This window comes from Gimesia sp. (genome assembly GCF_048262075.1).
In the GTDB taxonomy this organism is placed as follows: Bacteria; Planctomycetota; Planctomycetia; order Planctomycetales; family Planctomycetaceae; genus Gimesia.
The window spans coordinates 49,158-73,957 of the sequence record NZ_JBLXFK010000005.1; the positions used below are offsets into that span (position 1 = coordinate 49,158).

Sequence of the window (24,800 nt, forward strand, 5' to 3'; positions counted from 1 at the left end):
AGGAAATGGGTATAGAACTTAGCAGTAAACCAGGCTCAGTCGTAACCCCTCCATTCGATCTCAGTCTATTAATCGTCCACCCGTTCTGGATAATAGAGCCCGTGAACACAATCAACCCCAGCAAGGCCACGAACAAGATCGATCGCCACACCCAGCGCAAACGGCTCACTAGTTTCAGATTTGGTTCGGGTTGCTTCAATATTTAAAGTCCTCAGGAAAATGCATGCTGCCTTCTAATTATCGTCGTTTGATCTCCATCTTCAATATTCCTCTGATTCGAGAATGCCACCCTGCCAGTTGGATAACTGCTCAATCAACCGCGATTTACCCTCAGGCGTGACCTGCGTCTCTTCCAGACTAACCCACATGAGATAATGCAATTTTTTCAGTTGCATGATTCCGTCATCGGTCAAAGTATTGCCTGCAAGATACAAATCTAACATTGCCGTTAATCCCGTCAGATGCACCAGTCCTGCATCGGTGATTTTTGTGTGCTCCAGATTGAGCGTAGTGAGCTTTTCTAATTGTTTGAGCTGTGCGAGCCCAGTATCTTTTACCTGTGTATGAGACAGCGTCAGAACGTTCACCCTGGTAAAATTTTTGATGAACTGCAATCCTTCTTCACCGGCCCGGGTCTCATCCAGAAAAAGCCATTCTATTTGCGTGAGCCCCTGCAAGTGTTTCAATCCTGCATCAGTGACCTGTGTTTTCTGCAGGTTCAACTGCTTCAACTTCTTCAATCCTGACAGATATTTCAGCCCAGCATCGGTCACACGTGTCTCACTCAAATAGAGCGCCTGCAGATTCGTCAGCCCTGCCAGAACACGCAGACTTGCATCGCCTACTTGCGTGTTGTAAAGATAAAGCGCTTCCAGTTTTTTCAAATCCTGCAAAAGCATCACTCCCGCATCACCAACTTGCGTATCCGTCAGTTGCAGTATCTCTAAATCTTTGAACGATTTCAGAGAAGCCATTCCCGCATCCGTCACTTGCGTTTTTTCTAATGAGAGCCTTTTCAACTTGTTGAGATTCTTCAAGCAGGCCAGCCCGACATCACTGACATGTGTCTGTTCCAGGTCCAGTGACTCCAGATCCTTCAGTTTCTGCAGAGACTTCATCCCTGCATCCCCCACCCTGGTCTTTGAGAGCGTCAGAATTTTTAAGTTGGTCATCTCTTTCAGATGTATTAAACCAGCATCGCTGATCTGCGTTTTCATAAGATCCAGTTCTTCCAGTCTGGTCAGCCCCTGCAAATGAACCAGGCCCGCATCACCGATTTTTGTCTCTCTCAGGCTAAGCTCTTTCAGCGAGTCAAAACCATTCAACAGAGAAAGCTGTTGATCGGTGATGGGCGACTGGAAACAGTCAACAACAGTAATTCGCTGAAATAGCAGCAGTCGTTCCTGTCCCAGCCTGTCTGCTACCCAGTTCTGCCAGGACCGAGGTAGAGCACCCAGCAGCGCATCCGGCTCAGTAGTCAGCTCCACATTTTGAATGGCCTTGAGTTGATGAATTGCCAAGCCGTACTGCACTGAGGTTAACACGAACCAGACCAGCCCCAAAACGACCAGCAGCCCAATACCTCGCCAGACCCACCGCAAGCGGCTCACGCGTTTCTGATTTGGTTCGGGTTGAGTCATTTCATTTTCCGGTTCTAAAAAACGGTTCCGTCAAAACAGCCACTGCTGTCCCTTACCTGTAACAGGCGGTTTGAACTGTTCGTAATTCAAGACCGGTAAGCGTCGATCCAGGTCCAGTTTACCACAGAAGACCTTGAACAGGCTGCCGATCTGCTCGGCGATTTCCCCGGTGCCCCGCTGGCGGCTGCCGAATTCCGAGTTGTTCAGCTTGCCGTCCCGCGTCTGGCGGATGCGGCTCAGCACCCGTTCCTTACGCGCGGGCTGTGTCCGTTCCAGCCATTCCTCAAACACCGGTTTCACCGTCAAAGGCAGACGCAGCAGAATGTAACTGGCTGACATCGCACCCGCCTCTTTCGCTGCTTTCAGAATCTCCGGTACTTCATGATCGTTCAACCCTGGAATGATGGGCGAGACCATCGCCTTTGTTGGCACACCCGCCGCCGACAGTTCGCGAACCGCCCGCAGTCGCGCCGCCGGGATACTCGTCCGCGGCTCCATTTCACGCGCCAGTTGCGGGTCGAGCGTGGTGATCGACAGACTCACGTGCACCAGCGACCGCCGGGCCATCGAAGTCAACAGCTCCAGATCCCGCACAACCAGCGCATTTTTCGTGACGATGCCGATCGGCTGATTGGCTTCGGATGCCACTTCCAGACACTGTCGCGTCAACTGGAATTCGCGTTCGGCGGGTTGATAGCAATCGGTGATGCCGGAAAACGCGATCAGTTCCGGCTGCCAGTCGCTGCGGCTCAGAAAGTCGCGAAACAGTTTTGCAGCGTCATGCTTGACCATGATTTTCGTTTCAAAGTCGAGGCCGGCATTATATCCCAGATATTCATGAAAGGGCCGCGCATAACAGTAACTGCAGCCATGTGCACAACCCCGATAGGGATTCACACTATAGCGAAAATTGAGGTCGGGGGAATCGTTCTCGGTCACGATCGATTTGGAATTGTCGTCGATGTACTCAATCCGCCGAGGCTGGGAGAGATATTCGTCATCCCATTCCAACTGCTCCAAATCCGGTTCCGAGTACGTCGACTCGAAACGATTGGGCGGATTGAGATTCGAACCGTGCCGCATGGCTTGCCTGACTCAAAAAAAGAATACGAACACATCTGACACTTTGTTTATAGGCAATTCCCAGGCGACAGGGAAGGATCTTTTCACCTCACAGGGAAAAATGAAAGCGGTTCCTGTGAACTTCTGCAATGACTGTGTGTCTAAGAGACAGTCGTCACCTCGCTTGAACGGTCCTCGTCCGAATCACTTAACTCAAACAGCTCAATATTTGATTCCCGGATCAGGAGTAGTACTACATGATCGATCTGTTATGGAATGCCCCGGTCAGTGAAGCCCGCATGTCCGAGATTCTTGATGTGCTGAAACTACAAGCAGGACAGCCGGTACTTGATATCGGCTGTGGCAGTGGTGAAATTCTGATGCGCCTCTATGAACGTTATCAGATTGTTGGTACAGGAATCGATCTCTCTCCCGAACAGATTGCCGAAGCACGGCGCCGCATGCAGGGCCGCATACCAGGTTCTCCGGTCAAGTTCATCGAAGCCGATGCGAGATCATTTCAATTCGAACAGGTCGCAGTTGCTCTGGCGATGTGCCTGGGTGCGACACACGCCTTCGCATCTGGCAACGATGCTTATCGTATTGCGATCGAACGAATGATTCCACTGGTTGAGTCGGGCGGACTGTTACTGATCGCCGATGGTTATCTGAAACAGCCAGCGACTCCGGAATATCGCGCGATGCTGGGTGAATCCATTCCCGATGAAATGACGCACGGCGCAAATGTCGCCACGGGACAACAGCTGGGGCTGGTTCCGCTGTCAGCCTGGACCAGCAGCGAACAGGAATGGGATCATTTCGAATGGGCCTATCAGCGAATCATCGAACGAAAAGCCCGGGAGCAACCAGACCGTCAAGAGCTGAGAGAAAAACTCCTGCGTCGTCGCGACTGGATTCAGGCCTACCTGAAGTGGGGACGCAACACGCTGGGCTACGGCGTGTACCTGTTTCAAAAACCGTAAGATCAACTCGTCTACTGCAAACTGTGGCGCGTGGGTAAAAGCAGATGAAAACAGGCACCTCGCTCCGAATTGGAACGGTAAAAAATTCGTCCACCGGCTGCTTCTACCAGAGAGCGACTTAAAGACAGGCCGATGCCCAGTCCATCCTTCTTGTTGGTGGTGAATGGCGTAAACAGATGGTCGACGAAATCTGCTGCTACCCCATTTCCGGTATCCGCAATCGCAACCAGGATCATGGACTCTTCCGCAGGCGACACATTGATGGTTAACGTTCTGGGAAAAGGGGCTTCTGTCATTGCTTCAAGAGCATTGATAAATAAATTGGCCAGTACCTGTTCGATCTGGACGCGATCAGCATAGACTACCATAAATTTTGTCTGGCTGTCGATCTTCACTTCGATCTGCCGATGTCGCAGTTCGTATTGAATCAATTCCAGCGCACTTCGAATACTTTCCTGAACATTGAACTGGATCGCCTCCTGCTTACGTTTTTCGGCCAGCGATTTCAATTTGCGCACAATCTCACCAGAACGAAGAGACAGGTCCTGGATTTTATCAACAAGGTGTGTCACATCGCGATTCTGCTCTAAATATTGCTTCATGGCAGCCGTGTAATTTGCAATTGCGGTCAGTGGTTGATTAAGCTCATGGGAAATGCCAGCCGTCAGTTCTCCCATCACAGCCAGGCGGGACGCATGTGCCAGGATATCCCGGTATTCCTGTGCCTTTCTAATGGCTTCGTACCGTTCCGTCATATCCTGTACGGTCCCATGCATAAACAACACTTCACCCACATCATTCTTTTTCAGCACAGCGCGTTCATGCACATGGCGGATTTCCCCATCAGGCCGCAGGATGCGATGTTCGGTGCTGTAGGGTAAATCATATTTCAATGTTTGAGCAATCATTTGCTCTACCAGTTGGCGATCATCGGGATGAATGGTCTGCAGAAAGAATTCATTCTGCAGAATTGAACTTGACTTGGACACACCAAAGATCCGATAGACTTCATCCGACCACCAGAGTGTGTCGTCCTGAATATTCCATTCCCAGCTCCCGATATGTGCCAGCCGCTGGGCTTCCGAGAGTTTTTCATGCAGGACCTTTAATTCCATTTCCGCGATTTTTTGATCGTTAATCTGTTCAATCATCATCAGAATTTCATCTGACAGGTAAGGCAGTACACGGGCACGATACCAGTATTCCTTCCCCCGGTTCACTCGACTGTAATCGAGCGTTTCAATCTGCCGGGTATCATAGACCTGGTTGATGAGTAACTTGATCTGGCGACCCACGTCGACAGGCAGCACATCTCCAATTTTGCTGCCACGACGCGAATCGGGAGACAGGAATAAATCCATCTTGCAGCGGCTGTTAAAATTAATTATTTCCCCATTGCGACTGAGCACGAGTACAACATCGGGGATCGCAATAAACATGGCCTTTAATTGTGCAGTCCGCCTGGCAAGTTCTTCCGTTCGTTCCTCGACACATCGCTCCAGTTTCAGGCTCGCTTCATTAGCCGCATCCTCCTCCTGCTTGCGTTTGGTAATGTCTTTCCCAATACCGACGATGCGGGTTACCCGATTGTTTTCATCGCAAACAGAAAAGGCGCGCGCCTGCATCCAGCGCACACTGCCATCACAGTGAATGACCCTGAACCGGGGAAAATCAGGGTCGGACAAACCATTGCTGGATTTTTTCTTAGTCTCGCGTTTAACGGATTCACGATCATCCGGGTGGATTGAATCCAGACAGGACCGGGAATCCTCATACAGACTCTGGCAGGAGCGTCCCCAGATCACCTCATACATATGATTCACATAGTAGATTTCTCTCCAGTCGGGGCTGCAGACCCAGAACAGTTCATTAATATTCTCTGAGATCTGGCGAAACATCTGATCGTTTTCGCGCAGCAGCTGTTCTGTCGCCCTCCGCGCGGTAACATCCACACCCACGCTCAAAGTCCCGATGATGCGGTCCGAACCATCTCTCAGTACTGAATTGTGCCACGCAATCGACTTCAATTTTCCACGCGCTGTCTGAATTTCATTCTCAAAGTACTCCACCGGCATGAGATCGCCCTGGACCAGCTTCCTGAACAGAGCGCGTACTTCCTCACGATCCGCGTCCGGAAGAAAATGATCAAACCAGTTCTTGCCGATGATCTGTGATTCCTCTGCCTCCAGCAGCAGACTGCCTTGCTGGTTGATCAGCGAGATTGTCTCGTCCGTATCGATCGCAATAATCATCTCACCAGCCAGATTAAAATACTGATGTGCCAGATCATTGACCTTATTCGGTTTTGCATCCGCCTGCTGCTGTTCCAACTCAGCGACACGTAGACGGAGAGATTTCACTTCTTCGAGGAGTTCAGGTGTGGTTAATTCATGCATGGCTTTGATTGTTGTTGATTTGAAATACAGAATTCATGATTCGCTTTTACCAACTGTACCTGAGGACTCGTTTTCCGGTTCCTCTTTCAAACCTCTGCGTTCCAGTGTTCGTTCCAGCAGCAGATCGTATATCGGGCGACTTCCCAGTGACTGGGCTACAATACTGGCGGTCATGCAGGTCACAATCATCGCCGGCAGCAGTTCGAAACTGTCCGTCATTTCAGCAACCAGCACGATCCCCGTCAGAGGTGCCCGCACAGTCGCTGCAAACAGGGCCCCCATCGCAGCAACTGCAAATGTCGCCGCCTGCAGATCTGCCTGTGGCGTGAGCTCATGCACCACGTATCCGAAGCTCGTGCCAATCAATGCGCCCAATGCCAGCATCGGTGCAAAAATTCCGCCGGGCACACCCATCGAATAACTCAAAAACGTCAGCGCTGCTCGTACGACGAGTAACCCCAGTAAAAAGCCGAGCAGGGGGGACTCCACGAATATTTCTTTTACCAGCGCTTCACCGCCACCCACATATTCCGGCGCGATGATCATCAGTGCCCCGACCACGGCCCCCACCGACGCTGCAATGATCAGCATAAAGCGGCTATTCAAGCCATCAGAGATCCGCAGACACTTTAACATTACCGAATTAAAACCCGCCCCCAGTACGCCAATCAACGCGCCCAGCAGCAGGTTCAATGACAGTGTCAGCAGCAGATTGCTCGTCGGCTGAAAAGTGGGTAAAGAGGCCTGCAACTGGACGGGCAACTGAGGCAGCGTGCCAAACACCTGGTCGTTGATCAGGTTCGCCGTAATACTGGCAATGATCACCGCATGCAGTGCGACAAAGCTGTATCGAAATCGAGGCCTGACTTCTTCGATCATAAACAGGATCGCGCCCAGCGGGGCACTGAAGGCCACACTCAGTCCCGCGGTAGCGCCCGCAGCCAGAAATGTATTTAAAGTATGCTTATCCGCCCGCGCTTTTTCGCCCACGATCTGTCCGACACAACCGCCCAGGTGAATCGTTGGTCCTTCACGTCCAAGTACCAGACCTGCCCCCATGGACAGCACCCCTCCAATAAATTTCACAGGCAGCACACTTCGCCAGCGGAGCGTCATCAGTTCGCCCATCACGCCTTCAATTTCCTGAATGCCGCTCCCCGCGGTCTCCGGCGCATATTTTCGGACCAAAACGGCTGCTGCAGACACCATCGCTGCTCCCACAACCGACGCTACCAGTATCGTCAGTAAGTCAAATCCGGAAAACAGCGCGGCAATGGAGGCATAGCTACCGATCACTTTATCAAGACAGTAATGAAAGGCCGACCCCAGCGTGCCGACCCCCACGCCAATTACCAGCGCCATCAGATAGATCCACATCGCCGTCTTCAACTCGATACGATGACTCTCGCCGCCTTCTTCCATTCCTGCATCCTGTATCCGGTCAGTAGGACGTGTTCCAGAACAACCTTGTTCACAGAGAAAGCACGATAACAGGAATCGGGAAAAAATGGTACCTTTTTAAAGCACGTTCAAAAAAGCCATTCCAAAGGGATCCCCACCCAGAGAACAACGTAGCCCAGCGTAAAGAAAAAGCAGACCAGAATCCCGGCCAACAGTCCACTCAGCGGGTAGCGCAAAGCAGTACCCCCAGCCGTCAGAAAGATACAGGCGGCAATCCCTTTCCCAAACGCCTGGCGGATGTGATCCTGCGACAGAGACAGTTCGATCACACTGACATAAAGATAAACCAGGGCGACGGCGATCAGCATCACCAGGGTCAGCACACTCAACTTCGCGATTTTCATCTGTCCGGCTGTCATGCGGTTTCATTCCTGTGACGAATACTGAGCTGATCTTTTACCAAGTGATCAAGTCTGCTCAAATGCCGCCTGTCAACATAAGCCACAAACCTGCCAGATTCAACATCAATGTCACCAACATGACAGAGTAGCTGCAAATCACAACGGACCAGTTAATCCGAGAACCTGCCTGGGATTGATCAACAAGTGAAAGCGTCATCGTAATGCCGACGATCAGGGTGATCCCGCCTTGCAGAATCACAGTGATGTAGACTTCCAGATCCGGTAGCCACAGGCAGGAGAGTCCATTCAACAGACTGTAGACCGTCACCAGGGTCAACAGTGTTCCGCCGACTTGTGCCGTCGTCACATCGTTCTTCTGGCTCGTGCCTCGAAACCTCAAGGACCAGAGCAACAACCAGAATACCAGTAATCCTGCCAGGCACCAGACGGCTCTAAACCATTTTGGATCATTGCTCACAAACAGAAAATACAGACTCAGGTTGAATATGACAATCAGGAAAATATTGCTCGACAGCAACAATGTGTCAACTCTGACGAGCTTCAAGCGTTGAGAAACTGATTGCATCAGACCACCAGATTACAGAGCGATGATTTTCATTACAGTCCCTGTTTGCGTTTCAGTTTGTCCAGCCGTTTCTGTTCGCGACGTTCTTCACGTTCCTTGCGACGTGCATCGCGTTCTTTCTGGATTCGCTCCATTTCTTCCGGCGTTCGTTCAGGAAACAGACTTTGAATCTGTGATCCCACGCCACTGCCCAGCACAGCGTCGAGCGCGTTGACCCCCATCTGCTTGGCATAATTGCCTACCTGGCTCATGTCGACTTTGGGTTTCTTCAAGGTCCCTCTAATCGGCAGTCGTAGCGGCTTGCTGATGAGCGCCTTCACAAACGGCTTGTCGCTCTCTTCCGAAATGAGGTTGCTGAACCCGACTTCCGCAATCAGATCCAGCGATTCATCCAGGCCTACCGAACCTGTCGTGCGAATCGTTATTCCCTTCATCTGCACTTCGAATGGAGAATGAAAAACCCGACCATCAACCATATGATAATGCAACGCCTGGTTCTGCACCTGTAGAAAGACGGAGTCCTCACTGATCAACCTGCTGGTTCGATTAATATTCACAATAGAAAGTACCTGGTTGATTTTTTCCGATAACGCATCAAACAGCGGCCCCGGTTTGACCTTAGTGGATTTGACGAGCAGCGTCCCCTTTGCTTCGCCGAGTTCCGGTTGATCAATGGGAATGATCGCGTATTCCTGGCTCAGTGAAAACTGCCCCTGAATATTCGTGCTGTTCGCCAGCATTGGTGCGACGTATTTCAGCGAGTTACGTGTCATCTCGGGAGTGAATTGAAAATTATCAATCACATCCCCTTTCGCAAAGACCAGCGCCGCCGGCTTCACATCCAACCGCACGATCGGCGCGATCCGCAAACGTCCGCCACTCACCTGTAGATCGAGAGGTGTGATATGAATCTGGCCATCCTTAATGGTCGCCTCGATATTTGTCTTCCCACTGGTCAATCCACGGATATTCGCTTTTTCCCAGCCAAACCCGGCTTCACCAGTCAACTCATTATATTGATCAGTGGGCACGAACAGCGGTCGCGTATTGGGATATAAGGGACGCGGCTGCGCGTTCAGAACCATCTCGCGCGCCTGATCGTTCGCTGTACTGCCCAGCGGCCCGTTCAAAGTGAAGGGGCGTGTCTCCCGACCAACGATCTCGACATCCGGCCCCAGTTTGCTGCGGAGCAGGGGGGTCAGGCTTTCCCAGTCGTAGGTGACTTCTCCCGCCAGTCTGACCTGTTTACGGGTCGACAGCTCTTTGATTTCCCCTTTAGCAGTCAGGTCCAGCATCTCCGATTGAATCGACATCTGGTTCAACGTGAGCGAGTCTTCTTTCAAATCCTGCAGTGTATCCCCTTCCACGCGAATTTCGGGTTCCTGCCAGCTGATGGCCCAGCCGGTATTCCGCTGACTGGGGACGATTTTCTTTCCGGCAGCCACTGGCTCACGTACGGGAGCTTCAATCGCAAAATCTGAAATCGTCGCCCTCCAGTTCGCCAGTCGCGAAACTTCGGTTACGACTACGTTCGCCTGTCCTTGAATCGTCCCATAATATTTCTGCTCGGGTGGCTCTGCCGGATTCTGGAACCAGAGCGAAAGCGCATGCAGGTCGCCATTCAGCGACAGTGATCCGACAAAGGAAGGCGTGTGAACTTCAGCGTTAGGAAGTTGTATTTCCAGTTTTTCTCCGTTCACCGCAACCGCGGTTCCACGATAAGTCAGCTTGGATGCTTTGAGCGTCTTCTGCTTCCCGTCCCAGCTTCCCGACGTTTTCAATTCTGCCCGAGGTTCACTGACCCACAGGTCAGGTGTCTGAATCCGGACATTTGTCAGATCCAGCGTGGTATTATCGTGTACGAAATATTGATCGCCAATCGAAATCGAAGAAGCAAACTTGACATCTCCTGCCAGCTGCAGATCCTGCTTCGCCAGTGGCCTGACCCGGTCTCCCCAGGAAGCCAGTTTGCCCTGCAGTTGAATTTTGAAAGGCAACAGCTGCTGGCGGGCCTCTGCTTTCGGCTGACGATCAATGGTGGTCGGCGATTCCAGTTTTGCCTGAAATGTATCCTTACCGGCAATCAATGACACAATGAACCGCTCCACATGTATCTTTTGTTCGTCCGTTTTCCCGGCACCTTCCACGGTCAGTTCCAATTGCGGTTCCTGCCAGCCCCGTCGATCAGGCATTGCCAGTTGCAGCTGATCGAAATTCAAAAAGGACGTTGTCGCCCAGGACTCTCCGGTCACTTTAAAGTCGACCTCGCCCTTCATCCTGCCTTTTAAAGCCACCGCCTGCAGGTCGACAAACTGATCCAACCGTTGTGAAAGCCGATCCAGGTCGGCTTCCAGTTGAATTTTCAAATCGCGGGCATTGCCACTTCCTGTCAGTTTCAGAAAATCAGATTCACACTTCAGCGAGCGGATATCAAAGGAATCAGGCCGCCTGACAATCTGCATCAATAAAGAGACCGGCTGCTGCCAGCGAATTGCCTGCCCGTTGTTACGGCCTGTCAGATCAGATGTTTTCAAGTCGATGATCCATGTCGAGTCCCGGTTCTGTTCCGGCTGCTGCGGATCAAAGTTGGACACTTGGAAGTTGACCGTCCCCGAGGTAATCTGCATGCCCGGTTTCAAATGCATGGTTTCCGGCAACTGTTTCGCGGTCTCTGCCAAATCCAGATCGCCCGACAGTTTCAATTGAGAATTCAACAAACCCGCCAGTTTTTCCTGTTTGCTTTCATCCTTCAGATCGTCCCAGTTCAGCTTGCCTTGCAATGTGACTTTACCTAACTGTGACTCGGCCCCGGCTTCTTTGAAATACAATACGCCATCCGCGGCCATCAGGTCGATGTTGCCCCTGGCGTAATCGGTTGAGATTTCATCATTCCCCAGCAGTTCCGGTGCGCCAAATACGAGTGGTGCTGCTTCCCAGTTTCCTTTGACGGCGAACCGTGGGGCTTCTTTCGTTCCCGACCACTTGACTTCCATCTCGGAATTGGAAATCCCATCCAGGTACGCACCCGGGGAGACTGCGCTGACCAGGGGCATCAACTGTTTCAAATCGAAAAAACTGGTTTTGAATTTCAGTGATCCCGACCGTGAAGCGTCTGGCTCGCCCGACTTGACCGCGCTGACCAGAAATTCGATTTCCGCGGGATTCTTCACCTCTGCATTTTCCGCGACCGGCTCTTTCCAGCTGCCTGCAACCTTCACCGGATCAGTGCGCAGTTCGGGACGTGTCACGGTAATGTTCATGCCCGTCAGGTAGGGTGTGGACTCGTCCGTAGCATTCACGACATTCATGTTGAGATCAGATAGATGCAGGGTCAGTGACTGCTGCGATCCGGTTTTGGGTTCTTCCTTCGCGTCGGGATCACCCTGGGGATTTTCTTTGGTCCCTTTATTGATGATGGCGGTCAACAGATCCTGATTGGCGAGCCCCTGTTCGTTCACATAAGTCAGAGTCGTCACGTGGTTCACATTCACATCGCCGACACGCTTGCGGTCTTTCGCCAGTTCCCACAATGTTTTTTTCGTTTGAATCTGCGCGATGCGGACAACATCCCGACCTTCGAAATCTTCCAACGCGACATTCTGAAACGTCACCGGCGCTCCCCAGTGGAGCGTGACTTTGCCCGTGCGGATTTCACCGGGGTAGTCTTTAAGAATGCGGGGCAGAATCGAATCTTTCAGCGAGGTGCGCGAAACGATCTGCGGGGCAAACCAGAGCAGCACACAGAATCCGATGACCAGTACCAGAAAAATGCGACCCATTGAACCGCGCTGGTTTTTCTGATCTTTCGTCGAACTACTCTCTGTCGATTTCGATTTGACTGTTTCTGACTGGGACATGACTGATCCTGTATTTGAGTCCGTTGTGCAGGATGAACCCGATGCCGGGCATTCGTGATGATCATCCGTGTCTACTGTTCGGCTGCCCGCTGTGGTAACTATATGGGGATTTTCAGGCAGCGACAATGTTCGAACCGGAAAGATTCCCGCTTACCGTTTGGGATATTCGTTAAAAACAGGCGATTTCCTGATTTGGATTTCCGCGAAACAGTGTTATTCATCGGGGTGACTGCCTATGATAGAAACAGAAACTGTATAATATATTTCTGTGTGTTTATTTGATATAAGTGAATGAGAATGGAAACCTTAAAAGCAATTGAAGCAAGACGTTCTGTCAAATCATACGACCCCGATCATCAAATGACCGACGCGGAAGTCAATCAGCTGCTCTCCTACACACTGCTCTCCCCCACAGCCTTTAATATTCAACACTGGCGATTTGTCGTGGTCAAAGATCGGGAGCTGCGGCAGAAAATCCGCGAGGCCTCCTGGAATCAGGCCCAGGTGACCGATGCCTCACTGCTGGTCGTCATCTGTGCTGATCTCAAAGCCTGGGAAAAAGAGCCTGGACGCTACTGGCAGAATGCCCCCGAACCAGTCCAGCAGGCACTGGTCCCCATGATCCTGAACTATTATAAAGATAACCCGGAAGCCGAACGGGACGAAGCCCAACGCTCCTGTGGCATGGCCGCTCAAACCATGATGCTCGTCGCTAAAGACATGGGCTACGATACCTGCCCGATGGACGGTTTCGACTTCAAAAAAGTCGCCGAGCTGATCAATCTGCCCGAAAATTATCTGATCTCCCTGTTCGTCGTGGTCGGAAAACCAATTCGGCCCGCCAATGAACGGGGAGGACAGTTACCCCACGAAGAGGTTGTCATTTACGATCGTTTTGAATAAAAACCATCGCGGAACCCTCATTTTCCGGCCTCGTTTTGTTAAGATACTGCCATTACTAACTTATATTTAGAAAATACGGTATCTCATCCATGAACGATCAACCGCCAAGCAATTTCTTCAAGCGTATTCTCTCCAGCCTCGGTCCCGCCATCATTACCGCGTCAGTGGTACTGGGACCAGGCAGTATTCTGTCTGCTTCCAAAATTGGCCATACCTACGCCTACCAGATGAGCTGGGTCCTGGTGATTGCGGTCATCATGATGATCGCCATGACGGCACTGTCAGCCCGACTCGGTATTCAGCTTAAAGGGACAATCTGTGATGAACTGGCGGAACGCGCGGGGAGACCGGTTGCTGCTGCGACCGGGGTCATCCTGTTCTTAATCGCCGCCTGTTTTCAATTCAGTAACAACCTCGGCGTGCTGGCGGCAGTCGAACCATTCATGAAAGAAGGCAACGATTATTCTCTTGCCATCATCATCGGCATGAATGCCTTCATCATTCTGGCTCTCTACGGTTTCAAACACCTGTATGGACTGATTGAAAAATTGATGAAGCTGCTGGTCGCCATCATGATCATCGCTTTTGCCATCAACCTGTTTCAGGTCAAACCGGACTGGCTGAAAGCAATCGCAGGACTCATCCCGTCTCTGCCCGAGCAGGCTGCCAACGGCGCCGGTATGAAAGAAGTCATGACCCCCATTGTGGCGATGTATGCTACCACATTCTCCGTCGCGGGTGCTTTTTATCAGTCTTACCTGGTACGTCAAAAAGGCTGGACCCGGGAAAACCTGAAACAGGGCCTCATCGATTCCACACTTGGCATCAGTATGCTGGGACTGATTACGTTAATGGTACTGATCACCGCCGCCAAAGTACTATACCAGAATCCAGACGTTGAAACATTGACCTCCGTCTCGGATGTCGCCACCAGCCTTGAACCCGGTTTTGGTAAATCGGCAATGGTGATTTTCTCACTGGGAATTTTTGCCGGTGCCTTCAGTTCGTTCCTGGTCAATGCCATGATTGGCGGTTCGATCCTGGCCGATGGTTTCGGACTGGGTGGCTATATCGATCAGAAATGGCCCAAACTGTTTACCGTGTTCGCTCTCATGGTCGGGATGGCAGTGGCTATTTATACCAAAACCATGGGACAGAAACCGGTAGGGCTGATCATCTTCGCACAGTCTCTAACGGTACTGGGTATCCCGATGCTGGCAATTGCCATGCTCTGGCTGGCCACCCGCGCTGATATGAAAGGTGAGAACGCCATCCCCGCCTGGATGAAAATCCTTGGGTTCATTGGTTTGATCACCTCCGTTCTGCTGGCGATCCGCACGGCCGTTAATTTGCTCAGCTGATCAGAGAGAGTCGCTGGCCTGACTGTTCGCTCACGTTCCAGCTTCTTCCTCCGGGCTGTTTTTTCGCCAGCCGGTGGTCAGATGCTCGTCCGTTTGAGTCGGCGGCTTGAGTCGGTGCACTTCCAGTTGGTTAATCTGCAGTGTCGCGGTCTCGACATAGAAACCCAGCATCCCACTGGTAAAGGTGGAGTTCGCCAGCGAGAGCACGATACCCCCATTCACACTCAACTCGTGATAACTGCCGAATGATATCATTTGGATCTCGACGTCATCTGGATCTTTGACCCGCCAGGAACCATCCTGCAGCGACTCAAACTGCATCATGTTTTCGCCGGACTTCTCTTCGCCCGTCCTCCAGGAACGAAATTGGGCAATCCCTTTCAACAGATCCAGCGACAGGTAATACCCGTCATACGATTCCGCGTCGATGCGAATCAGGATGCCACACTTTCCGTCTCCCTGCATTGTAAAATGACACCGCAGACGAAAACAGCTCACTTCTTCATTGAAGACAAAGCCCTGGTAACCAGCCTAGCTCACTACCTTCAGTGACCCATCGTTGACACGAAAAAACGATTCTTCATGAGTCCCTTTTAACACGTGCAGACGGTGTGAGTCGAGTCGATCAATCACGCGTTCGTGAATCCCTTCGAACGTTCTAGTGCGTAACTGTCCGTTGGGAAGACGCTCCAGACGCTTGGGAGGAGGCAGCAGATTATTCGTAGTGCGGTCATGAGAGGAACTGGTATAAAAATTCCAGAGCAGCATCCCCTGGTCATCGCGGCAGATGCGACCCGCATAATTACCCTGCGCCAGCAGGACATTGTCATAATAGTTCCGCCACGGCTTTTCCAGACACTCTGTATGCCAGTAACGGATTTTCGCATCTTCCCGCAAGCTGCCGATCAGGTAATAGTCGCCGTCAATCCGAAACAGATTGGGAACTTCAATGTCGTCATAAATCATCGGCGCATGCAGCGGCGGTAAAGCCTGAAACTGATTGGGCGCGACCTCTTCCATCAACCCCACACAACCGCGTCGCACCAGCGGCCCTTCTTTAACACGGGCCGCCATCAACAGCCAGCTGTGATCCCCTTCATGAAAATAAAACGGATCACGAAAGCTCACCCAGTTCCGTTCGTTGTCCGGCGATGCTTCGTAATATTCTTCTGCCGGCTCCAGCGGAAAACAACTGTCCGGATTCTGCTTCGCTTTGATATTCGTGGCCACCATTGACTGGAGCTTCGCACGGATTTCCAGAATATGCTGCGGATCATGCATGCCACGCCGATCCTCCCAGTCCACATCCGCTTTTTCCCAGTAGTACAGGTCATCACTGAATGCCAGACCAATCCGCTGGACTTTACCCTGATCGCGACGCGAGATCCCCGTATAGAACATCCGCCAGCGACCCGACTCATGCGGGTCAGGTGTCACGTGCATTGTCCACAACATCAGATCGTCCCAGCCGCCGGGATCACCGATGAACAACGCATTATCAACCCGCCGCCAGTTCAATGCATTGTCACTGATCGCATGCGCGATGAAGTCATGGTTGGGGAGCACCAGGTGAAACAGGTGGTACAGCCCGTCATGGTACACCACATCCACATCACCAATACTTTTACGGCTCCAGGTCGATTCGGAAAACATATCTGAACTTTTTGAAATGCTGACGGGAAGGTGATTGAATGTTAAAATCGGTATTTCAACAGGGACTGGCGGTGATTTCCATGCGCTACGTAAAAACCAACCTCAGTCCATCTTACTGACTTCCCGCTGATGATCAACCCGTGTTGCGGGCCACCATGTTTGCCTCAAATCGAAACGTTTTCCAATTCGGCTCTGACACTCATCGGCGCCGGTTTCTGGTACGGCTCATAATGATTGATATAGACCTCGAACGGTGCAGGCACATAATAGATCACACCGCGCCAGTTAATCGTGCGCGTGCGGATCGCGGCAATCAGACAACCACAGAACAGGTAAGGCATCAGCCACAGATAACCCAGCGTCTTTAAAGGATGGCGACGGAACTGACCGCCCCGGGAGCGCACGAGTTGCTCAATGTGTGATCCCAGGCGATAAATCGAAAACGCCACCGCAGCGCCCGCAAAGACCATAACACCTGTGACCAGTCCGGCTGCCAGCTGCTGTCCCTGATGCAGAAACAGCAGCCCCAGCCCGACCAGTACTGTCTGGGCGAGCGCCGAAACAAATCCTAGTGTAGCAATGAACCAGAAATGGGAATGATAAAAACGTGCATTGACCATCTGGCGGGAAATGAATTGCAGACTGGAATCCAATGCAATGGATTCGGCATTGAGCATTGTCGCTGCTGGTGAGAAAACCAGTTTCTGATTCAACTGATCGGCAATCGATTTCAGACCCGTGTCATCCCACATCATTTTCGACAGAGTATTGGTTAACCGTGGATCTTGAAACATCGAACGGCTCAACGCAATTGAGCCACCCCAGGCAATGTCCATCGACAGCATCTGCAACACCGCAGCCGCATTCCAGGCGTGCCGTACCAGCGTTCCTGCATTGGTCGATTGGGGGGCATACCAGCGGATCCCCGATGCGATCCCGACCTCTGCATCATGCAAAGGCGCCACCAGATCACGCAACCAGCGACGATGGGGAAGCACGTCGGCATCCAGCCAGGCCACCACTTCCACGTCGGCGGAGACACTTTGAATCGCCTGAACCAGAGATGCATTTTTCAGACCACAGCCGACCAGCCGTTGATGGCGAATACTGACCTCACAATGGGGATGGGGATGGGGATGTCTGCGTAGATATTGTCTTACAAAACCCAGCGCCGGATCACTGACATGGTCGACAACGATCTTCACCCGATAATCCGGATAATCCTGATTCAACAGTCCATCCAGGCAGTGTATCAGAAAGGGATCATTCCCCCGTAAAGGCAGGATGACGGTCGCGACTGGCGTGTAGTCTTCGTCAGTGTTCTGATTCAACACACCGCGGTACAGGCGAGCTGCCCGAGAACCCCAGTAGAGGTAAAGCGTACCAAAAACGACCAAACAGAAAGAACAAAATGATGCCAGTAGATACATAGGACCACCTCAATTGATACAAGGATCACTTGGGATACAGCCCGTCGGGTCGTAAACATCCTGTCTCAATCAACGGTAACTCACTGTTCAGCCGTCATGTTAATCTGGGGTATATATGAGATCAATCAAAATCTCATAAAGTTTCCTATTCTGGCCATTTTGACATGTCTGCAGACAGAAAGCCGCAGTTTTCTTCTGGTTTGCAGTCTTACCACAAGTCCACTGGCTGAAGAATTTACCTGCGACTTTACACAGTTGAGTGGGAACCCCGGTCGCAGTCATTCTCGTCCTGCTCGGCTCATGCATCTGGTACCAGCAGCGTTAGTCGGTCACCGTTGCTTCCAATTCGCTTGTCTTTTTCTTTGACGTGACCTGATCCAACTTCTTTTGAATGCCGCCTCCCAACTGCTGATAGAGTAACACTCTGTTCTTGTTCTGCAGAGAATTGATCAGTCGTTGTATTTGCTTCCGAAGCTGTTTCGATTCGGCTGACCGCCCGGCCTCTTCAGCAGCCTGCATTGCTTCAATCTGCTGATAGGCGGCCCGTTTGACCAATGGCACCACCAGCAACATTTCTTCCTGTCCCTGGGTGCGTCCTGAACGGGACAGATTTGAGAATTGGGCCTCACTCATTTTGAGCGTCATGAGAGAGGAGTCATGGAGACATATTTCGATGTCTTCCGCCGCCAGCAAAGCGCTGGCTTGATCTAGAGCGCATCACATTTAACCATAGCGTCTCTCAATCTATTATACTCGGTCCAAATGGCCCTGGAGACGCTACAGTAAAACTAGACACAGTCTAGTTGACTTGACTTTTGCAGTGCAAACGCCGCATCAAAGGGACCGGGATCGCTTGCCTGCTGACAGCCCAGAGGTAGCAGGACCAGCAAACCCAACACAGCAATACTTGAACGCAGAGCAAGTTTAATAATAGGATCGTTTCCTCAAACTGAGATAGATCAGCATGGTAAGTCATCCTCAGGAATTCTTACATCAGGCTGTATTCTATCAGAAACGCATCCACTGGCCGAAAGGATCATTCTTTTTTTAGATGATTGGGTCACCTGAAACATGCTCGTAAATACAGCGTTTTAAAACTGGACTCGATTCTGGCTCCGTTTCCACTTGTCTGACCGGCAACTGCATCGTCAGTTTTACTCCACAACCGGCAACCGATAAGAGGCCGCCTCGACGGAATTTCGCACGTATAATCGATCACCGATCAGCACCGGATGATTCCAGGTTTTACCATCCAGCGCCTGGAAAGTCGCCAGTTCCTCATGGCCCGCCGGATCTGCTTTGAGCAGGACCACAGCCCCCTCTTCGCCGATCACCAGCAGATGTCCGGAATCTTTCACCAGCAGCACTTGCCCTTTTCCGTAACGGCCCCCCTTCCATTTACGCTTCCCGTCTTTGAGGTCGAAGCAGGTAAAGATCGCACCGTCAAAGCCGTAAGCATGCCCATCATAAATCACATAGTCATTAAAGTCTGGTTTCAAACCTGTGACTGTCCAGACCTCCTCCGCCGTCCAGTCCCCGTCTTTGTTCGTGACATGAATTTTCTGCATCCCTTTGCCCATGCCGGTCGCGATCAGAATTTCATCCTCTCCCGCCAGTTGAGGCTGGAGCACACGCTGTCCATCGATGGTGCAATCGTAACTCAGCAGAATTTTTCCATCCGCAGGATTCAGCAGATTCAGCTCCTTGTTTGTCAGCATCGCAATCACGGGTTGTCCGGCAATGGTCAACAAGGCGGGAGAGCTGTAAGAGTGATCGCCGGCGGGAGCCGACCATTTCAAATCGCCCGTTTCCGTACCGAAGGCCAGCAGTCCTTTGTCACCTTTTCCCCCCGCATGCACTATGACCGTGCCATCAACCACCAGCGGAGAAGAACTGAAACCCCAGATCGGCGGTTCCCGGTCCGCCACCTTGCGAATATCCTGCTGCCAGACGATCTCACCCGTCGCGGGGTCCAGTCGCAGCACATGTCCGCTGGCACCCATCACATACAGGCCGCCGTCCGCCAGTGTCGGAGTCGCCCGCGGTCCCGGTCCGCCCAGTGCATCATAAAAACGGGTCTTCACTTCCTGGGTCCAGAGTTCTGCGCCTGTCTCGGCATCGTAGCAGACAATCAGTTCCTCCTCGCCCCGCTGTTCCTGGGTGAACAGCAACTGCCCCGCTACCACAAACGAAGACCAGCCAGGCCCGACCGATTTCTTCCACAAAGGAGTTCCTACATCCGCGTTCCAGTCCGCATCCAGCGACACCCCGGTCAGCACACTGTCACGTAACGCACCTCGAAACCCGGGCCATTCAGGTTCCGCCAGCGCTGATTCCAACTCTGCCGCCGTCAGCGCACTCGGATCTGCAGGTGCCGCATCTGCTTTGGACAGCATCTGCTCTTCCACGGTCGGCGTCCACCGCCACGCCAGTGCCATATTATAGTCGCCCCACATCCCTTCCGCCCGGAGCAACAGCGAAAAGCAAAAACCGAGCACCGAACAGGCGACGATAAAGACGGTCCGCTTCGCAGAACGCACACGAGATACCAACAGCGCAGCAATCCCGAACAGCCCCATTCCCATCGGTCCGGTAATCAGCATCACGCCCGGCCCCTTCATTGTGGGGTCAATCAATGCCAGCGTAGCGCCTCCCGCCAGCAAAGTAGTGACCAGCCCGCTCAATTTCTCTTTCCACGTCGCCCGACTGGCCAGTACCCACCAGACCAGAATCAGCCCGCCACAGACCAGCGGCCCGAACACGGCGAGCATGATCGGCAACACCGAATCCGAGTCCATCCATTGAGGTGCCATCCGCGTCACCACCATACCAATCAGCAACAGAATCGGCGGCCAGATACGCAATGGCTTCAATTCGCTGACCGTCGAGGTTTCTTCACGGGCAGCAGGTTCTACGGGAGGATTCGATTCGGTTTCCGGTTGATTGGTATCAGTCATGACAAACCCTGATGGGAGAAAATTAAAGGGACGACTCACATTCCACATTGTCGGGCATCCCGTGCTGAGCAGAATATCTGTGTTCTGTAACTTTAACCAGTCGCACCGCGGTGTCAAATGCTCAAACCGTGATGTGAATCAGGTCTCCTGATTCGATTTACAGCTGCGCTGTATTCACTATCGCCTGCTGCCGCGCAATCAACGGGAAATCTTTCAGATTCATCTGTTCTTAACCTGACGAAGATATCAAATTGCATATGTGATCCACACAATGGTACAACAGACAGCAGAAACCTGCCTGAAAAAACTGCGCTCTCAGGCCATCTCAAATACCGTGAAAGCAAACTGACGATGGATGATTCGCACTTTCTCAACGCATTCGAGAATTGCACACTCCCGTTCGCCGACTGGACGCATCACGCTCACCTCCGCGTAGCTTACCTCTACGCTTCACAATTTGATCTACCAACAGCGACCGACAAAATGCGGGCCGGCATCAAAGCCTACAACAAAGCCACCAATACACCGGAAGAACTCGAACGCGGCTACCACGAAACCATCACCGTCGCCTTCATGCATCTGGTCACCGCCGCCCTGCAGCAGTCGGAACCATTTCCCAATTCAGAAGCTTTCTGCGAAGCCTGGGCAGCGACCCTCAATAAACCGGTACTCCTCAAGTATTTCAGCAAAGACCGCGTCATCTCCCTGGAAGCAAAACAGACGTTCGTGGAACCCGACCTGCAACCACTGCCTGTGATAAACTGAATGAAATTTATTTCACTCTTTCGAGTTCACTGGTTAGAATGATATCGGCTTCTTTTAATATACGACTCAATCGAAGTCAGTTTAGGTCACGCCACATGTGATTGTCAGAAGATCCGCAGACAACTCCTGGAAATAATTGGATTCACTCAATGTGCATGGACTCCGAATCGATACCTGATGTACTTTCCTTCTGGCTCTGGTTTGAAAACAATCTGTCGCGGCTGAACGATTTTGAAGATCATCAGGCAGAGCTGCTGGAAGAACTCAATGAGCGACTACAGGAAGTGGATGAGGGACTGGCATTTGAAATTTCCAGGCTGAATTCGGAGGGAATTCGTGACCTGGTCATCAGCGCCGATGGGATGAAAGAGACATTTCCTACAGTGCTGGCACTGATTGAAAGTTCCCCCGACCTGCCCGAATGGACGTTTACCCCGTTTCGCCAGCGGGTCGATGTCTCAGAGTTCGGCCTGCGGTTTGGTGACAGAGAACTGAGAGCCAGCGACTTCTATTTCTGGCTGCAGACCGAGGACGGAGCCATCGATCTGATTGTCTATGTCCCCGGCCTGACCGAAGAGAACCGTGAAGAATTGATGGGCGCAGGCTTCATCCTGCTGGACATGACACTGGGCGAATTCGACGTCACTTTGAATCTGCGCTACATCGATTTTCAGCCCCTCCCCGAAAATCCGGAAGCCGACGACCTGCTGCCACTCACCGCATTACCACCCGAGTTTGACGAGCTCTTGAATGCTTTGAATGAAGAATAAGCTGGAATTCCGACATTTGGGGCACACCCCACCATTTCTCCAAATCAGACGGTTTTTCTTTACTTCCAGCTCCCCACCCGGCATCATGGAATCAACGACTTTGGTGAAATCACTCCTGTCCCCCCGAATGAAGTGAGGCTGCTATGCTGGTGAAAAAGTTGAAAGACAAACTGATCAAAGGCGAAACCGTTTATGGTTCGCTGTTTCAGTATTCCGTCGTGCCAGCGATGGTGGAATCGATTCCCGAAAACTCGCTCGACTTTGTGATCGTCACTCCTGAACATACGACGCTCGATCTCGCGGAGTTCCTCCCCCTGCGATATGCATTGAATTCCAAAGGCATCGCCTGCCTGGCCCGTACCCACAGTCGCGACGCTGCGGACGTCGCCCGCGTCTGTGATACCTTTGATGGCGTGGTCGTTCCCTACGTCGAAGAATACGAACAGGCCCAGCAGCTCGCAGCCGCCGCCGTCTATCGACCACTCAAAGGCATCGTGCTCGATGAAGTCCTCAAGACCGGAAAATTCGTCAATCAGAAAACCGCCGACTACATTGAGAAACGTAACGAGAACACACTCTTCATTCCCATGATCGAATCCGTGCCCGGCATCCAGAACCTGGAAAAGATCTGTTCGATTCCCGGCGTACACGCGGTCTTCGTCGGCCCCGGCGATCTGACCACCAACATGGGAATCCCCGGCGAATACGACAACCCCGATCTGATCGCCGCCATCCAGAAAGTCATCGACATCGCCAATCAGCAGCATGTCGCCGCGGGCTGCTGGTTTGGCACTACAAAGCAAGCCGTCCGCACCATCAGACAGGGTGCTCGCCTGGTCGTCTACGCCAACGATGGACTCATGCTGAAACACGCCATGCAAACCGCCTATAGCGAACTCCGCAAAGGGTAAACGGACACAAGACAAAGCCAGTGAATGAGCCCGGAGCACGTTCGAGCTCACCCATTAGCTTAATCCCAAATTGTACATTTAAAAATGGGTGCTACCGAATGAAATTCAGTACGAGCGCAGCGAGCAGGAGGTCGCAGCTGACTCAATCAATCCTTCTGCTTAATCTTCCGCCCCCGATTCACCCGATTGTTATTATCCGCCTGCGCTTTCTCTATCGCAGTCCGCTGTTGTTTATTGTAAAAATCGTCTGCCAACGGTTTACGCTGCTGACCTGAGATATGCTCCAGCATGCCCAGCAGCGTTCCCACAATCTGAGGTTCTGCATAAACCTCCAGACCAGCGGTTCGGGCCGGCCACGTCGTATAACCTCCCAGGTAATGCTGTTCTGGCGGAGGAATATAGCCGGCAGCGCCGTTCGCCAGGCTCATATTGAACGTATAACGGAACGGACTCTGTGCTTTGAGCTTCAATCCGGTAATCCCGTAGACTTCATTGGGAATCGCCGTAATCGCCAGATCGCCGATACAGATCACCTGCAGAATCAACTCTTCCACCGGATGTGTCTCCATCCACAGCGCCTGCTCGGCGTAGACTTCCGGTCGGCTCTTGGGACGCCTGTCTCCCCGTTTCGCATTGATCGCCTCCGCCCAGGCCAGTCGCTCAGGAAACGGCAGACGGCGATTCAACACAATCGTTGCCTGCGCCATTTCCAACTGGGGAGTGCCGCTGCCATAGTTGATTTTCTGATAGGCGTTCAAAGCAATCTCCGCCAGCTCACCCGTATACTGGTCAATGTTATAATCGCTGCGTCGCGGTTTGGAATAATCCATCCACTGCAGATCACCCGACGTTCCCTGTGACATGGCCGCCACGAACGCCCTTTTAGAATCACCAGTTTTCCCGATCTTCTCTTCCATCAGCTGACAGAATTTCCCGTAGTAATCCGCAGAGAATCCGCCCCGCGCTCCGAAGTAATGCATCGAATAATTCGCCAGCAGACCCAACGGGCGTTTGCCATCGGCTGACTGAATACTCAACAGCGACAGCCCCGTATCAGCAGGTCCCGCAGGACCGATGTAATCGGGATTCTGATAACCGGGGTGCATCATCGCACGCACCGTTTTATCCCCGAAAGGATCTTCTCCCGGCTTATCAGGCTGTCTCAACCAGCGTCGGCAGTACGTGTGTTCGGGCGCATCGACGGACGTGTAACCGATCCGCGCCGGTTCCAGATTCGCATACGCGTTTGCAATTCCTTCGGCCAGTTTGGGAGGCAGAAAGCGTTCATAGGTCGGATCACTGTTCGTCCCCAGGCAGAGATTCATCACACTCGGCGCGGTATGCGTATGGGTCGAAGAGATCAGAATTCGGTCAACGGGAATACCCGTTTTACGACGGGCAAGAAGCTTCGCCCGATCACAGATATCACGAGGAATCATGCAGGAATCCACGACGACAATCGCGACGGTCGTCTCTCCCGACTGCAGCACAAAACAGCGGGCATACAGACGGTCCAGCACTTTGCTCTGATTGATTTCCAGAAATTGGCCATTCTGCAGAGCCGGTAACTTCTCTGGCGTGATATCAATCGCAGCCACACCCGCAGAGATGGCACAAAATCCGTCTGCAGGTAGAACACACAGAACCAATATCATGCTCAACACGAACGACAGCATCAGTGAAAAACATCGCATGGGCACACACTCTCCAGTCAGTTGATAGTA

At 52.1% G+C, this 24,800-nt stretch carries 17 protein-coding genes and 1 pseudogene; 6 read left to right on the top strand and 12 right to left on the bottom strand.

The features are described 5' to 3' along the window. Window positions 1-260: 260 nt before the first annotated feature. Both ACN0YH_RS11925 and ACN0YH_RS11930 read right to left on the bottom strand, forming a co-directional pair. Complete coding sequence (locus ACN0YH_RS11925; RefSeq protein ID WP_417379787.1) at window positions 261-1,640, bottom strand: leucine-rich repeat domain-containing protein; 1,380 nt, start codon at window positions 1,638-1,640, stop codon at window positions 261-263. A 30-nt stretch (window positions 1,641-1,670) separates the two neighbouring features. Then, entirely contained in the window at window positions 1,671-2,723 is a 1,053-nt protein-coding gene (locus tag ACN0YH_RS11930) for a PA0069 family radical SAM protein (RefSeq protein WP_417379788.1), read from the bottom strand. A 236-nt stretch (window positions 2,724-2,959) separates the two neighbouring features. Between ACN0YH_RS11930 and ACN0YH_RS11935 the strand changes: the two genes are divergently transcribed. Next, the gene (locus ACN0YH_RS11935) at window positions 2,960-3,685 is read left to right on the top strand and encodes an SAM-dependent methyltransferase (RefSeq protein ID WP_417379789.1); all 726 of its coding nucleotides are present in this window, start codon (window positions 2,960-2,962) and stop codon (window positions 3,683-3,685) included. An 11-nt stretch (window positions 3,686-3,696) separates the two neighbouring features. Here ACN0YH_RS11935 and ACN0YH_RS11940 read toward each other — a convergent pair whose 3' ends face one another. The 5 genes from ACN0YH_RS11940 to ACN0YH_RS11960 form a co-directional block, all read right to left on the bottom strand. After that, window positions 3,697-6,081 carry a PAS domain-containing sensor histidine kinase gene (locus ACN0YH_RS11940; protein ID WP_417379790.1) on the bottom strand — a complete coding sequence of 795 codons (2,385 nt, stop codon included), beginning with the start codon at window positions 6,079-6,081 and terminating at the stop codon, window positions 3,697-3,699. A 33-nt stretch (window positions 6,082-6,114) separates the two neighbouring features. Then, window positions 6,115-7,503, bottom strand: a complete 1,389-nt coding sequence (gene clcA / locus ACN0YH_RS11945; RefSeq protein WP_417379791.1) for a H(+)/Cl(-) exchange transporter ClcA — start codon at window positions 7,501-7,503, stop codon at window positions 6,115-6,117. A 107-nt stretch (window positions 7,504-7,610) separates the two neighbouring features. After that, window positions 7,611-7,901 carry a hypothetical protein gene (locus ACN0YH_RS11950; protein WP_417379792.1) on the bottom strand — a complete coding sequence of 97 codons (291 nt, stop codon included), beginning with the start codon at window positions 7,899-7,901 and terminating at the stop codon, window positions 7,611-7,613. Window positions 7,902-7,959: 58 nt separating this feature from the next. Further along, window positions 7,960-8,469 (bottom strand): hypothetical protein, encoded by a 510-nt coding sequence (locus tag ACN0YH_RS11955; RefSeq protein WP_417379793.1) that lies wholly within the window; start codon window positions 8,467-8,469, stop codon window positions 7,960-7,962. A 32-nt stretch (window positions 8,470-8,501) separates the two neighbouring features. Continuing rightward, entirely contained in the window at window positions 8,502-12,326 is a 3,825-nt protein-coding gene (locus ACN0YH_RS11960) for a hypothetical protein (protein ID WP_417379794.1), read from the bottom strand. A gap of 297 nt (window positions 12,327-12,623) precedes the next feature. Between ACN0YH_RS11960 and ACN0YH_RS11965 the strand changes: the two genes are divergently transcribed. Then, the gene (locus tag ACN0YH_RS11965; RefSeq protein WP_417379795.1) at window positions 12,624-13,229 is read left to right on the top strand and encodes a nitroreductase family protein; all 606 of its coding nucleotides are present in this window, start codon (window positions 12,624-12,626) and stop codon (window positions 13,227-13,229) included. Window positions 13,230-13,318: 89 nt separating this feature from the next. Then, window positions 13,319-14,590: an Nramp family divalent metal transporter gene (locus ACN0YH_RS11970; RefSeq protein WP_417379796.1), complete on the top strand. Its 1,272-nt coding sequence runs from the start codon at window positions 13,319-13,321 to the stop codon at window positions 14,588-14,590. A gap of 30 nt (window positions 14,591-14,620) precedes the next feature. On the opposite strand, the pseudogene ACN0YH_RS11975 reads toward ACN0YH_RS11970, so the two are convergent. The 4 genes and pseudogenes from ACN0YH_RS11975 to ACN0YH_RS11990 all read right to left on the bottom strand — a co-directional run bounded on the left by ACN0YH_RS11975 (window position 14,621) and on the right by ACN0YH_RS11990 (window position 20,630). Then, window positions 14,621-16,243 (bottom strand): annotated as a pseudogene (locus tag ACN0YH_RS11975) (glycosyl hydrolase). Between the two features lie 164 nt (window positions 16,244-16,407). After that, window positions 16,408-17,673: a glycosyltransferase family 2 protein gene (locus ACN0YH_RS11980; protein ID WP_417379797.1), complete on the bottom strand. Its 1,266-nt coding sequence runs from the start codon at window positions 17,671-17,673 to the stop codon at window positions 16,408-16,410. Window positions 17,674-17,994: 321 nt separating this feature from the next. Then, complete coding sequence (locus ACN0YH_RS11985; protein ID WP_417379798.1) at window positions 17,995-18,306, bottom strand: hypothetical protein; 312 nt, start codon at window positions 18,304-18,306, stop codon at window positions 17,995-17,997. A gap of 521 nt (window positions 18,307-18,827) precedes the next feature. Next, on the bottom strand, window positions 18,828-20,630 hold the full coding sequence (locus ACN0YH_RS11990; RefSeq protein WP_417379799.1) for a PQQ-binding-like beta-propeller repeat protein: 1,803 nt from the start codon (window positions 20,628-20,630) through the stop codon (window positions 18,828-18,830). Between the two features lie 351 nt (window positions 20,631-20,981). On the opposite strand from ACN0YH_RS11990, the gene ACN0YH_RS11995 reads away from it, so the two are divergent. The 3 genes from ACN0YH_RS11995 to ACN0YH_RS12005 all read left to right on the top strand — a co-directional run bounded on the left by ACN0YH_RS11995 (window position 20,982) and on the right by ACN0YH_RS12005 (window position 23,076). Next, window positions 20,982-21,395: a hypothetical protein gene (locus tag ACN0YH_RS11995; RefSeq protein ID WP_417379800.1), complete on the top strand. Its 414-nt coding sequence runs from the start codon at window positions 20,982-20,984 to the stop codon at window positions 21,393-21,395. 149 nt (window positions 21,396-21,544) lie between these two features. After that, window positions 21,545-22,165, top strand: a complete 621-nt coding sequence (locus tag ACN0YH_RS12000) for a hypothetical protein (RefSeq protein WP_417379801.1) — start codon at window positions 21,545-21,547, stop codon at window positions 22,163-22,165. Between the two features lie 143 nt (window positions 22,166-22,308). Next, window positions 22,309-23,076: an HpcH/HpaI aldolase family protein gene (locus ACN0YH_RS12005; RefSeq protein ID WP_417379802.1), complete on the top strand. Its 768-nt coding sequence runs from the start codon at window positions 22,309-22,311 to the stop codon at window positions 23,074-23,076. A gap of 146 nt (window positions 23,077-23,222) precedes the next feature. Here the strand turns inward: ACN0YH_RS12005 and ACN0YH_RS12010 are convergent, their stop codons facing one another. Then, complete coding sequence (locus ACN0YH_RS12010; RefSeq protein ID WP_417379803.1) at window positions 23,223-24,770, bottom strand: neutral/alkaline non-lysosomal ceramidase N-terminal domain-containing protein; 1,548 nt, start codon at window positions 24,768-24,770, stop codon at window positions 23,223-23,225. Between the last annotated feature and the right edge of the window lie 30 nt (window positions 24,771-24,800).

Coding starts and splice junctions, on each gene's coding strand:
- ACN0YH_RS11970 (WP_417379796.1), top strand. CDS start 13,319: ATGAACGATCAACCGCCAAGCAATTTCTTCAAGCGTATTCTCTCCAGC.
- ACN0YH_RS11935 (WP_417379789.1), top strand. CDS start 2,960: ATGATCGATCTGTTATGGAATGCCCCGGTCAGTGAAGCCCGCATGTCC.
- ACN0YH_RS11955 (WP_417379793.1), bottom strand. CDS start 8,469: ATGCAATCAGTTTCTCAACGCTTGAAGCTCGTCAGAGTTGACACATTG.
- ACN0YH_RS12005 (WP_417379802.1), top strand. CDS start 22,309: ATGCTGGTGAAAAAGTTGAAAGACAAACTGATCAAAGGCGAAACCGTT.
- ACN0YH_RS12000 (WP_417379801.1), top strand. CDS start 21,545: ATGTGCATGGACTCCGAATCGATACCTGATGTACTTTCCTTCTGGCTC.
- clcA (WP_417379791.1), bottom strand. CDS start 7,503: ATGGAAGAAGGCGGCGAGAGTCATCGTATCGAGTTGAAGACGGCGATG.
- ACN0YH_RS11950 (WP_417379792.1), bottom strand. CDS start 7,901: ATGACAGCCGGACAGATGAAAATCGCGAAGTTGAGTGTGCTGACCCTG.
- ACN0YH_RS11990 (WP_417379799.1), bottom strand. CDS start 20,630: ATGACTGATACCAATCAACCGGAAACCGAATCGAATCCTCCCGTAGAA.
- ACN0YH_RS11960 (WP_417379794.1), bottom strand. CDS start 12,326: ATGTCCCAGTCAGAAACAGTCAAATCGAAATCGACAGAGAGTAGTTCG.
- ACN0YH_RS11965 (WP_417379795.1), top strand. CDS start 12,624: ATGGAAACCTTAAAAGCAATTGAAGCAAGACGTTCTGTCAAATCATAC.
- ACN0YH_RS11985 (WP_417379798.1), bottom strand. CDS start 18,306: ATGAGTGAGGCCCAATTCTCAAATCTGTCCCGTTCAGGACGCACCCAG.
- ACN0YH_RS11980 (WP_417379797.1), bottom strand. CDS start 17,673: ATGTATCTACTGGCATCATTTTGTTCTTTCTGTTTGGTCGTTTTTGGT.
- ACN0YH_RS11925 (WP_417379787.1), bottom strand. CDS start 1,640: ATGACTCAACCCGAACCAAATCAGAAACGCGTGAGCCGCTTGCGGTGG.
- ACN0YH_RS11995 (WP_417379800.1), top strand. CDS start 20,982: ATGGATGATTCGCACTTTCTCAACGCATTCGAGAATTGCACACTCCCG.
- ACN0YH_RS11930 (WP_417379788.1), bottom strand. CDS start 2,723: ATGCGGCACGGTTCGAATCTCAATCCGCCCAATCGTTTCGAGTCGACG.
- ACN0YH_RS11940 (WP_417379790.1), bottom strand. CDS start 6,081: ATGCATGAATTAACCACACCTGAACTCCTCGAAGAAGTGAAATCTCTC.
- ACN0YH_RS12010 (WP_417379803.1), bottom strand. CDS start 24,770: ATGCGATGTTTTTCACTGATGCTGTCGTTCGTGTTGAGCATGATATTG.